Origin of the sequence: Micromonospora sp. NPDC007271, assembly GCF_040634005.1 — a bacterium.
GTDB lineage: Bacteria > Actinomycetota > Actinomycetes > Mycobacteriales > Micromonosporaceae > Micromonospora.
This window is the reverse complement of sequence record NZ_JBEYER010000151.1, coordinates 1-11,719: the sequence shown is the minus strand read 5'-3', so window position 1 is coordinate 11,719 and position 11,719 is coordinate 1. Positions and strand designations below refer to the sequence as shown.

The following is an 11,719-nucleotide window of genomic DNA, read 5'->3' as shown; positions in this document are numbered from 1 at the left end:
CGATCATGGGCGCGGGGCCACAACCGGCGACCTCAGCCGTGAATGATCGAGGCTAAACGAAGGGCCGAGGCTAGCACTGGGTCTGAACCTCATTTTCGGCGTAGAGGCCGCCGCCCTGCTGACCGGAAAGTAAATTCCCGTTAAACACCAGGCCGTACCACCGGCCCTTGAAGACCTCCAGCGTCATCAGCGGCGGCATCCAGTCGGCGTCGGCCGCCTGCGACAGGCGCCGGATCTCCTGCCCCTGGTAGAACGACCTGTCGACCACCGCCATCAGCTTGCCGCCGGCCTTGAAAAAGTGCATGGACGCCGTCTTCTCGCCGTCGTTCTCCGACCACTCGACCTTGCCGTTGGCGTCTATGATGGTGACGATGTGGCGATTGTTGTCGTTGCAGTCGTACGTCCAGCGGCCCACCAGCGTGGCCGGGTCCAGACTCGGCTGGCCGGCGCTGGGAACCACCCACAGTCGAGCGTGCTCGGCCGCATTCACCTTGTCGCCGAGCGCGTGGAACGCCTCCGAGTAGTAGGCGTTGGTCTGGTCCTCCTTCATGATCGGGAGTACCAGATCCTTCTGCCAGCCGAAGGCCGGCTTCACGTACGCTCCGCTGAAGCACTCCCGCACCATGCCGGTGAAGTCGTACTTGCGGACATCGAATTCGCGCTGCGTGCCCTCGCCGGTCGCCCGCGCGGAGCACATGTCGTTCTTAAGGAGCTCATCCATGACATTGGCGATTTCGACGTAACTGGCCGAGCTTAGCTTGCCGGAATACTTTGGGCCGCCAGCCACCAGGTCCGAAACCACGTTCATGAGCGCCGTCACGGTAGCCTGGAAGGTACCCAGGCCGTAGGCCTCACGGTCAAATTCGGCTGACAGGCTCATGATCTGCTTGGGCTTGACCTGGACCAGGAACGTGCGCTCCTCATAGGGCAGGAGCATGTTCCCCGTGGTCCATTCCAGCTGCTTGAAGTGGCGCGCCTTCGTCGGAACGGAGGTGGCGCTGTTGCCACTGGTGCTGTCGGCGTCACGGACCACGGCGGAAACCCGGAGCGGATAGCGCATCGAATTCACGATCTTCACCACCTGCTTGCCGTTGCTCATGCCGGCACACCACAGCAGACTGTCCTGGGGCAACATTGCCATGTCGAGGCCGGCCTTCGCCTGGGCTTCGTTCTCGCACTTCGGCGCCGGCGCGTCGGTCTTCAGGTCGCCCTGCATGGCGGCAGCCAGCTCGCGCACGAACAGCTCGCGGATGGCCGGCACGTCCGGCTCAAGCAGCTGCCACCGGGCGTACAGGTGCGAGGTCTGCACCTGAACGGTTTTGCGGTCGGCCGACAGGTCGGCCTGGACCAGCTTCCATGGGCCCTTGTCGTTGTCGGTCACCGCCACCAGTACCGTCTTGCCGGTTGCCATCGCCTCCTTGAGGCCAATGGACACGGTAGCGGAGGGCGAGACGTCGGCAGCGGGGCTGAACTCGAGCGCCGACGCCAGCGGCTTGACGCCCTGCAGCTTGGCCGTCACCCTGTCGGTCGTCTTGACCGCCAGCTTCTCCGGTACATTGCCCGTTACGCTGACATCGGCGCCGACCGACTGGTTGGACACCTGGTGCAGCTTCGGCTTGTTGTCGTCCGAAGAGCATCCAGTAGACGCCAGGGCCAGCGCCACAACGGCGGCGGCCAGGCGAACAGTTCGTCGCATTCTGTAGCCTCTTTTCGCTTTTTTCGAGGAACGGTAGTTTTGCCGAGAAAGCTTTAACAGCTAAGTAGGCAATTGTAAATAAGAGAGGTCGGCACCATAATCGTGCCGCCATCGGAATTGGCTTGCTAGCTAGCAGGAGGCGCCAGCATCTCGCCAAGCCTGTGATTGCGGACGATAGAACAGGTCGTATAGACCCTCTGCCGCCAGTTCGACAACATCCGGACCCTGCTTCACGACATGAACGACAAACCCGATGCGGTCGATGCCGTTCACCTGGGACACGACCTTGCCGTAGAGCTCACTGCCGGTGCGATACAGCCGCAGCCGCCAGAGCGCTTCGCCATCCACCCAATCGGCGGTGCCATTGGTGCGGATAGTCAGGAACCGAGGCGTGGCAACCAGAGGGCAGTTGAACTCCCACTGACCGACAAAGCCTCGCAGGTCCAGGCTCTCCTCCCGGCGCAGCGTGATCTGGTACTTCGCGCGACCATTCATGATGTCGAACACGGCGTTGAACGAACTGCGCAGGAACTCCAGCAGCGGACCGAAGGTCATCAGCGGCACGAGTAGGTAACTCTTCCAGCCGAAAGCTTCCTTGATCCACTCATCCTTGAAGCACGCCCCGATCAGCTTGCCGGCATTGAAGTCCTTCGGGTTCGCCGCCGCCAGGCAGTCAGGGATCATGAGTAGCTCATTCACCTTGGCCGCAATTTCGGTGTACCGGCTTACGGTCAGACCCTTTTCCATAGCACTGGCCTTGCCGCGACTGGCGATATTCAGGAGCAGCGTAGCGGTGGTTTCGAGCTGCGCAAAGGTAAACGCCCAACCCGAAAACTCCGCATGCAATTTGCCGTTCTGCGCCGGCTTCAGATCCGCCGGAAAGACGATCTCCTCGAACGGGAAGATGATCGTCTGCTCCCCGGACCCGATTCGAGCCAGCTGCTGGAATTCCAGCACAAAGCCCTTGCGAATCGGATCGCCCAGGCCCGACCGGTCCAGCTGCAGCGGGTAGCGCATCCGGTTGACTACCTTCAGCACCCGCTTGCCATCCTGCATGCCGAAGCACCACATCAGGGCGATCTTCCCCTCGGACGAGATAGAGAAGCCTTCGTCGGCCTTCTTCTTGTCCTGGCACTCGGGCTCATCCGCCTGGGTGGTCAGGTTGCCGCTCAGGCCACCGTAGAAGTCGTCATTAATCGCCTTCACGAGTGCCTGCAGATCCACGACGAGCGGAACCCACCACGACAGGTGCGGGGCCTCCACAAAGGCCGACTTGCGGTCGGGAGATAGCTGGCTTTCCGTCAGCGTCCACGGCCCGGTCGGACTCTCCGCCGTCGCCATCACCACCATCGAGCCGGCGGGTACCGCCTGGTCCAGCTTGAACTCCAGCTTCACTGGAGCCTTCAATGGTCCGTCCGGAGTGAGGTGCTGTACCGGCGCGAGCGGCCTGGTCAGTGGCATCTGCGGTGACTTGGCCGAAGTGTCTGGCGCGGCTTTCATGTCGCGGTGGACCTGGGGGCCCGTCACGAACACGTGCTCGCCGATCTGCCGGGGCTGTGTCACGTTGGTGTACTCAGCCGGTTTGGGGTCGTGCTTGCTCGAGCAGCCGGTCACCCCGATGACAATCGCCATCAGTCCGGCCGCAGAGGCCTTTACGGCGCGTCGCATAGGTGCCCTTCCTTGACATAGCGGATGCCGTGGAAGAAAAGGAGCAGCTCGCGGAGCCCCCATCCTCAACCCAGAGTGCCGACGTGGACACCGACAGCCCATCGGCCGAAGAGTTCGGGGCTCGAGGTCGGACGTGGCAAGCCGAAGCTAAAGGTGGAAAGGCTCGTAGCCGATCCGCCAGCGGGTGCACGACATGAGGTCGACCGAACGGCGTACCCGTTCCGGGCTAAATGCGCCGGCGCGACCAGATGCAACGCCGGACTTCCCGTGTTGATCAAGCCGTGGACCCACTCTCCCTGTTAATCGGGACCTGAATCTGCGGCCGGCTTGGCGAGCCGGTTGGCGTATGCCCGGGGAGCGGGTTGGGAGCTTCGGGACACGATCACCCCGGCAGCGCCTGGAGTCGCAGCTGTGGACCCTGCGCCGGATAACGCGACGACACACGGGCATCGGCCTGCCGACAGGAGGCTGCGTCAGTCGATCAGCTACCGCCGGTCTCGTTATCGAGATTAGGGAGCAGGTTGGGAGCAACCGGCTGTACTGACTGGCGTTGAACGGCGTCCAACGGCACCGAACGGCACTCATCCGCACCCACCACGACCTGCCCATTCTCTCTGGGACTTGGCGGCGGCGTTGCCCGCACCGTCGGGCAACACCGCCGCGCTCTGGCACGTCCCCACCGCAGAGCCCCCGCCCGTGGCCGAGCCGCTCGCCGCCGAATGCAGGACCGCCGGCACCGTGCCGCCGTCGAGCGTGAGCGGTGCCGCGCCGGGCCTACGCTTCGACCGCGAGGCACGGGCGGTGCTGGAGCAGGCGCTACTCGTCGCGCTGGAGGAGCGGGCCGAGCACATCGGCAGCGAGCACCTGCTCGCCGCCCTGTTGCGCACCGGGCCACCCGACGTTGTGGCCTGGCTCGCCGCCGGCGGCGCCACCGCCGAGGCCGTCGAAGCCTTGCTGGCCCGGCTGCGCGGCGGCCCGTGCGTCGAGCGACTCCCGGCCGAGCCATCGAGGGCCGACCGGCGGAATTGGCGGCGGGCGCAGCTCGGGCTCGTCCTGGTCGCCTACTAGGGCGCTTATCGCTGTTGCGATCCTCGCCCGGCGCGAGGGCCGGGCGCAGCCGCCTGGCGGACGGGGAGGGCCTGTACGCGGACAGGCAGTTGCGATCCTCGCCCGGCGCGAGGGCCGGGCGCAGCTCGCGGGCGCGAACGGCATCAAGGCCGAGCAGATCGAGTTGCGATCCTCGCCCGGCGCGAGGGCCGGGCGCAGCTTGCCGGGCACCGGCCAGTCGGCGACGCGGTACAGGTTGCGATCCTCGCCCGGCGCGAGGGCCGGGCGCAGCTAGCTGGGTTTTCGCCGACGAAGCGGCGGGGCTCAGTGTTGCGATCCTCGCCCGGCGCGAGGGCCGGGCGCAGCGGCCTACGAGCAGCAGAGATAGCGACCTGACAATGCACACTCGACTCACTCGTAGTCCGATTTGTCCATCCAATCCATATTTCTTGGCTCGGAAGCTGCCTGTGTTTCCGCGTTCACTTGGGGTTCCTAGATCACAAAGGCTCCCCGTGGGTCGATCACCCGCGGCTTGCCAAGATGTTCACCGTCGTCGAGCGCGCGACCTGGCAGCCGGCAAATCCGGATACAGTCCTGGGTCGCGGCGTTGAGACCTCCTGAAGCGCGGTGACCAAACGCACTTGTCGGTTTCGCGGCAGACCACCTCGAACACCGATCTCTGCTGCTGGAAAATGGTCCCTACGAAGTCATTGAGTTGCCGCAGCGCGCGGCCAGCAGGCCCGGTTAGGCTATGCCCGTCAGGCGGCCAAGTTCACCTCCCAGCCCTGCTGTGCCGACGTACGCCTGACGCCGTGTCGCCTCAACTGTAGATTCTTACGCACCCAATGGTCAGGGGCGAACCCGGACTACGTTCCCGCGCGACCGCGCCCCGGGCCATTACCCAGCGACAGCAGTAGGGATCCGATTTGGTGGTGGCAGGAAGCTGTCCCTGCCACCACCTGCTCAATGGCATCTACCCATGACCTTCTGGCTTTGGTTTGTGGCTGCTAAGCATGCGCACGGTAGTGCTGAGCTTGATCGGTGCGTCGTCGGGGCCTCGGAGGAACGGGTTGATGTAGACGGGGCGGCGCAGCGCTCGGCCCGGTCCGTACGGCTGGTTGCGCCAGTGGCCGGATACCCAAAACCGGCTGGTTTGAGAGTGCGTTGCTTCGCCCGGCGCTGATCCCGTCTTGGGCGATATTGCGGTGCGGCTGGCACGGATGTGCACGATCTGCACCTCGGGCGCGGGTCGGTTCATGCGGGCGTAGGTCTTGCGAACGACCTTGTCGACCTTTACTGCCGTGACTTCGGCGGCCTGTTGCGCAATCAGTAGCCATGTTGCGACCAGCGCTGCCGCTGGGTCGCCAGGCATCACGTGCTGCTCGTGATCCTGGATGGTGCTCATCGGGGCGAGCCAACCCACCTGCTCGCGCAGTCGCTGGAGCGGTTTGCCGTCCAGTCCTCCGCCGACAGTGCGGTAGACGACCAGGTACCAGCCGTCGCGGTTGGCGGTCCAGGACGCTGCGGCGAGTTGCCGACACGTCACAGGCCGCGACCACACGAGCATCCCGTCTGCTGAGGGCATGAGATCGCGGCTGATGGTGACGTCGGGGAGTCTCTCTGAGGCGTGCTCGGCAAGGTCGGTGAAGTCGCTGTCGACCCAGAACAAGCGTGATCGGTCCAATCCGTTGGCGATCTGTTGGCGTGCGTCGGTGGCCGGGAGGGCGACTGGTAGGTCGTCGTTGCCCCGGTAGAATCGGGCGAGCCTGTCGCGCACCTTTGGCAGCTCTCGGGCGGTGATGCCGGTGGCTGGCCAGGCGGTCGTCGTGATGAGCGTGCGTCCTGGGACCCGGGCATTCAGGAATGCCAGCTGCAGTTGCTCGACGTGCTCTCGCGCCTGCGGATGGTTGCCAAGGCCGAGCGCCTGCACTGCGCGGTCGACAACCTTGTCGTTCCTGCCGTCGTCGATGTAGGTCTGGCAGGTTACGCACGCCGCCCATGCATCGCCGAAGTTTTGCACCAGTCCCCCGGCCGTGCCGATGGCGACGGCGGCGACTTCCCCGCCGAGGAGCGTCCACGTCGGGTACGGGTCCCCGCAAAAGTCGCAGGTGCGGCGCACGGTATCGAGCTGGCTGACCGGGACGGGTACTGGCTCGTGTCCGTCGGTGGCGAGTTGGATCGGGTGCACGTAGGTGGGCGGTGTACCGAGGGTGTTCAGTGGAGAGAGGCAGATCTGGCAGGCCATCTCCGTGCGTGCGGCCGTCATGCCGTCGCCTTGTCGATGAGCTGTTGGCGGTCGCGGAGACGGGGTCCTCGACGGTGTCCGGCGGCGGGCATCACCATGCCTGGCTCGTAGACGGCGTGACGGTTCCGGCCGTGGTGTTTGGCGTGGTACATCGCGATGTCGGCGCGGTGCAGGGCTACCTCTGCGAACGCGTCGGTGGCTTCGACGAGTGCCAGGCCGACGCTGGCGGTGACGGTGACCGTGACGGGGTTGCCGTCCACGGTGAGTTCGACGGGCTCGGCGATCATCGTGACGAAGGTGTCGGCGATGCGGGCCCAGTCGCCGGTGCGGACCGGGAGTAGGGCCGCGTATTCGTCGCCGGAGAGCCGCGCGGCGGTGCCACCGTGGAGTGCGGCGACCTCGTTGATGCGGTCGCCGATCTTTATGAGTAGGTCGTCTCCCAGGTCGTGGCCGTAGGTGTCGTTGATCGGCTTGAAGCCATCGAGGTCGACCAGTACGACGATGAGAGGCTGAGCGTTACTGGACTTGGCGATGGTGGCGTGCGCGGCGAGCAGGCCGGCGCGGTTGAGCATGCCGGTGAGCGGGTCGTGGAGCAGTTGCCGCGTGGCGTCGGCGAGTTGGGTACGTAGACGGCGGGTTGTGGGCCAGGCGGTCAGCCTGCCTAGGGTGAACGCGACCATTGCGGTGGCGATCATGATCAGTGGTAGGGACACTGGAGCCCTCCTTTTGTGGAGAACCCGGGACGCGGACGTTGTCGAGGCGCGGCGTCCCGGGTCCTGATGCGACGACGGCCCGCCTTTTGGCGGGCCGTTTTCGTGTCTGTGCCACTCGGTCGGCGGCACGGCTGTGGTTGCCCCTCTGGCGAAGGCGTTCGCGAGACGGTTGGGCGGTTGCCGGTGAATCGAAAGGTGGTGCGGTGAGCGCGATGTGGCCCTTGACGTCGGTGAGACGTCGTTCGTGCTAGCGGCGCCCTGGGCGCGGGGTGGCGCGCGTGGTGGTCAGGCCAGCCCAAGTTCAGGCGCGGGGTAATGACTGGGTCTCATGCTCCGGGGTGGCGGGAGCGCTCCTCGGCCAGTTCGACGATCTTGTCGCGTCGCGCGGCGGGAAGACCGGCGAGCAGGTGCACGTACTGCTGTTCCTGCGCGGTGACGGGCTGGGCGAAAGCGGCCTTGTAGGCCAGGCGGGCGGCCTCGTGTGCGGCCTCGATCGCGCCGCTGTGGTCGTGGGCGACGGCGACCTGACGCAGCTGCTCGGCCGCGGCGAGGGGATCTTGGGACAGGGTGATGTCGTGGATGCGGAAGTTCGCCGGCAGGTCCGCTGCGCCGATTGCGGTGATCAGGCACAGGTTGGCCTGGACCTGGTAGGCGTAGGCCTCGGTGCGGGCCGGGGTTTCACCGCGAGCCCGCATGGCGGCGCGGTCGGCGTTCCAGCGCAGCCGGGCGTCTTCGGCGTGCCTGGCGAGGGCGAGCAGCATCCTGCGAGTGGGATCCACTGTTTGCCTCCTGTTCTTTGGGGTGTTCCGGCTACTGGTGCGAGGGGTTGGTGCGGGCGCTGGCGATGGCCTGTTCGAACGCCGATGGCGGGAGTCCGGCGTGCAGTGCCTGCAGCAGCAGGTCGGCGAGCTGGTATGCGGGGTCGACCTGCAGGGCACGGTTTGCTGCCATGGAGGCCAGGGCGCCGTCACCGCAGCGCCATGCGGCGAGGGCGAGGAGGGTGGCTGGTGCGGGCACGAGCGCCTCCTCGGCGCGGCGGGTGATGTCGGCCCAGAACGTGACGTGCCGGTCGTGCGGTTGGGTGAGGTCTGCGGCAAGGTCCCGCACGGATGGCCGCTTCAGGAGCAGGGTGAGCCACGCCAGCTCGTCGTCGGTGAGCCGTTTTCCGTCGTCGTGCTGTCGCAGCGCGTCGCGGACCGCTTGCGCGCCGGCCTCGTCCACCGCGGCGTCGCCGGCGGCTCTCACCGTCTTCAGGCGGGCGGTCGCCGCCCTGGTGGCGCGGCGTATGCCGTCACGGGCCGGGCCGTCGACGGGGGCGAACCGGGCGGCTACGGCTGCCCGGTCGGGTAGGGCGACGAGGCCGGCGGCGGTGGCCTGCACGGCGACGAGTGAGGTGGGATCGAGCGGGGTTCCCTCCAGTGGGCAGCAGGCGGGGTTGTCGCAGTCGAGGTTGAAGACCCGCGTACCGGTGACTCGCAGCAACGCCCGGACGGGCATGCCGCTGGCGATGAACGCCTCGCCGATGGTGCGCAGCGCCGGGTCGACGTGGTCGGCGTTCCCGTAGCCGGTGAGCATGATGTGGGTGATTGGCTGCTGCCGCCGCACGACCGGGATCAGGTTGGCGGTGAGGTCGAGGAGGTGGCTTGCGGGGGCGCCGGGGGCGGGCAGGTCGCCGCGGGCGGCGAAGACGACCCGGCGGTTGCTGGCGAGCAGGACGATGCTGCCGTCGCCGGGGCGGAAGCGGAGGATGTACGGCACTGCGGTTACCAGGTCGGCTGGGGTACGCACGGTCAGCTTGTTGTCGGGAAACGACATGATGATCTCCACTACGGGTTGAGGTCGGCGGATTGCGGGAGGTCGGCGAGCGGGGACGAGCCGCACGCGCGTCGGCTGGGCGCAGCGCGCCGCTGCGGGAACAGGCGCGCCGATCATCGGATCGGCGCGCCTGATGGTTCAGTCGCTGTCGGGGTCCAGGTACAGGTCGATACCGACGTCCTCGACGCTGGTGGTCACCGTGATCGGGTCGTGGTCGATGCCGGCGAGCGCCCGGGTCAGGTCCGTGCGGGCGAGGGCTTCGGCGGCGCTGGTGGCCTCGGTGGAGGTGGTGTGGCCGCGGAGCCACATGTCGTACTCGTGCCGCCAGGGGATCCGCCAGCGGTCCTGGTCGCATGTGGCGTTCTCGGGGATGGTCCAGCCGTACGCGGTCCACGGCCGTGTCTCGTCGGGGCTGGTGGTGGTGGCCGGGCGCATCGTGTCTCGTGCCGCGTCGCAGGCCTCCCGGGCGGTGCCGGCGCCGACCGGCAGCGTCAGGTCGGCGACCACGGTGATGTGGTGTGCTCGAGGTAGTGGGTCGAGCCCGAGGTCGACGAGGAACCGGTCGACCCGCTGCGCGGTGTGTTGGTAGATGCCGCCGATTTCGTCGTCGACGAGTGCGCTGATCGCGCGGGCGCGGATGGCGCGCCGCAGGTCGGCGAGGGCTTGTACCGCCGCGTCACGTGCGGCCGTTGCGGCGGTGAGGTCGTCGGTGAGTTCGGCCAGCTGTGCCGTGCCGGCCACGGGTTGCGGGGCGGTGTCGATGTCGTCCAGCGCGACGTCGGGGCTGTCGGCGGCCTGCCATGTCAGCCCGGTCAGGGTGATGCCGGCGTCAGCCAGCCCAGGCAGGTGGGCCTCCGTGATCGCGCGTGCGGTGTCGTGCGCGTCGGCCTCACGGGTCGCCGTGACCCAGGTCTGGAGGGTGACCTGCACGGTGATGCGGTACCGCTGGTCGTTGTCGTCTGGTGTCACGTCGATGACGTGTCGCGGGTAGACCGCCATCGCCGGCTGCAGCAGCCGCAGTTCGTCCGGTACGCCGGAGCGGGCCTGCTCGCGGGCCTCGTTGTGGTCGGTGTGCGACCGCGTGTACGACAGCTGGGCACCAGCGGAGATGGTCCAGCGTTGCGGCAGCGGTTCCAGACCGCACGTGGCGAGAGCGTCCTCGCAGCCGGGCCGGCAGATCAGCTTGTTGCGCAGGGCGGCGATGAGCGCGGAACGGGCCTCAACGGCCAGGGCCTGCCGCTGCTGAATGGCGGCGATCGTTTCGGTGTGCAGGGTGCGGATCTGGTCTGTGAGGCTCGTGTCGGTCATCGCTGTGCCGCCCGATTGCTGGTGGCGGCCAGGTGGGTGATCGTGACCAGCTCGGCGCATGACGCCGGCCGAATGGTGGTCAGGTCGTGGGCTCGGCCGGATCTGTCGTTCCCGCCGAGTGCGGTGACACCGCTGAGGAGGGGCGGGGGTGGGGTGTCGTGGCCGGCGAGACGATAGCCGTCTGTCATCGGATGATGACGCATGATTCCTCCTTTGAGGCATGACGAGGAGGCCGCCACCGGGTGGTGGCCGCCTGAAGGGATGGGGGTGCCGTGCCCCGGTCGCGGATATGGCGAGGGGCGGGGGTGGTGGGTGCTGGGGTCTGAGGCTGGCGGGCGGCGGCCGACCGGGAAGGGTGGGCGCGATGCCGTCGCGGACGCGTCAGATCAGCACATAGGAATGAAGGAGAAGAGCCCTCAGGCTATCCGCGTTGCTGCTGGTGTGGCTGGGTCTGTCAGGTCCGGCCGGCTGGCAGAACCTGACAGCCCAGCTCACGCCGTTTGCAGAGTTCTGGGCGGGGGCGGATCCCTACCGGCGAGGACGACAGTAGCGGCCTGTGGCCGTCGGCTCCCGGCAGACGCTGCGGCCTGCCGTGGCGGCGACGGGCTGAGTCCGGGACCGGTGCACCGCCCGCGCCAACAGCAGGGGCGCCGCCAGCGTCAGCGCTGCACCCAGGCGGACACCGATCCGTCCCTCGCCGCCCAGCGTCACGAGCAGCACCGCGATGCCGCCTATAGCGGCCGCGTCGACGGCAGCCTGCGCGGTGAGGGACAGCAGCCGCGCCTGGGGTGATGGAGAGCGGTACGCCCAGACCCGCAGTGCCTGCCCGGCCGACTCGGCGACCATGTACGGCAGCCAGGAGGTGGCCAGGAGGACGGCCGCGCCGAGAAGGATGAACGGGGATTCGGCCAACGCCGCCACCAGGACCGCCAGGGCGCCCACGCCGATCAGCGGGCCGATCCACGGATCTGCCGCCGTCACCAGGTTGTGGACCAGCCGCCACCACATGGCGAGCCACAGTCCCGCCATGGCGCTGACGGCGAAGATCAGGGCAAGGTTGTGGGCAGTGTTCGCAAACGAGTTCACGAGCATGCATGTGCTCAGGAAGACCAACGCGTTGCCGCCGCTGTACGTGTTGCGTGCGGCGAAACGCCGGATTTGCAAGTCCATGTCCGGCCGGCACCTTGCGGGTACGCGACCTCGCGCCGCCGCCGTTGGCCTTCGCCG

At 67.3% G+C, this 11,719-nt stretch carries 8 protein-coding genes and 1 CRISPR repeat array; all 8 genes read right to left on the bottom strand.

The features are described from left to right. Positions 1-70: 70 nt before the first annotated feature. Positions 71-1,696, bottom strand: coding sequence for a hypothetical protein (locus tag ABZ570_RS32050; protein ID WP_358071615.1), 1,626 nt, complete (start codon positions 1,694-1,696; stop codon positions 71-73). 129 nt (positions 1,697-1,825) lie between these two features. Then, the gene (locus tag ABZ570_RS32045) at positions 1,826-3,364 is read right to left on the bottom strand and encodes a hypothetical protein (RefSeq protein WP_358071613.1); all 1,539 of its coding nucleotides are present in this window, start codon (positions 3,362-3,364) and stop codon (positions 1,826-1,828) included. Positions 3,365-4,369: 1,005 nt separating this feature from the next. Further along, positions 4,370-4,777: direct repeats of the CRISPR family, unit length 37 nt; unit sequence GTTGCGATCCTCGCCCGGCGCGAGGGCCGGGCGCAGC. 607 nt (positions 4,778-5,384) lie between these two features. Beyond that, positions 5,385-6,677 (bottom strand): hypothetical protein, encoded by a 1,293-nt coding sequence (locus ABZ570_RS32040; RefSeq protein WP_358071611.1) that lies wholly within the window; start codon positions 6,675-6,677, stop codon positions 5,385-5,387. After that, complete coding sequence (locus tag ABZ570_RS32035; RefSeq protein WP_358071609.1) at positions 6,674-7,336, bottom strand: GGDEF domain-containing protein; 663 nt, start codon at positions 7,334-7,336, stop codon at positions 6,674-6,676. Before ABZ570_RS32035 ends, ABZ570_RS32040 begins: the two co-directional genes overlap by 4 nt. Before the next feature lie 359 nt (positions 7,337-7,695). Next, positions 7,696-8,130 carry a hypothetical protein gene (locus ABZ570_RS32030; protein ID WP_358071607.1) on the bottom strand — a complete coding sequence of 145 codons (435 nt, stop codon included), beginning with the start codon at positions 8,128-8,130 and terminating at the stop codon, positions 7,696-7,698. A gap of 49 nt (positions 8,131-8,179) precedes the next feature. Further along, positions 8,180-9,184: a DUF4192 domain-containing protein gene (locus ABZ570_RS32025; RefSeq protein ID WP_358071605.1), complete on the bottom strand. Its 1,005-nt coding sequence runs from the start codon at positions 9,182-9,184 to the stop codon at positions 8,180-8,182. Between the two features lie 138 nt (positions 9,185-9,322). Next, a complete protein-coding gene (locus ABZ570_RS32020) occupies positions 9,323-10,492 on the bottom strand; it encodes a hypothetical protein (protein ID WP_358071603.1) in 1,170 nt (389 codons plus the stop codon). A 528-nt stretch (positions 10,493-11,020) separates the two neighbouring features. Then, on the bottom strand, positions 11,021-11,662 hold the full coding sequence (locus ABZ570_RS32015; RefSeq protein WP_358071601.1) for a hypothetical protein: 642 nt from the start codon (positions 11,660-11,662) through the stop codon (positions 11,021-11,023). Between the last annotated feature and the right edge of the window lie 57 nt (positions 11,663-11,719).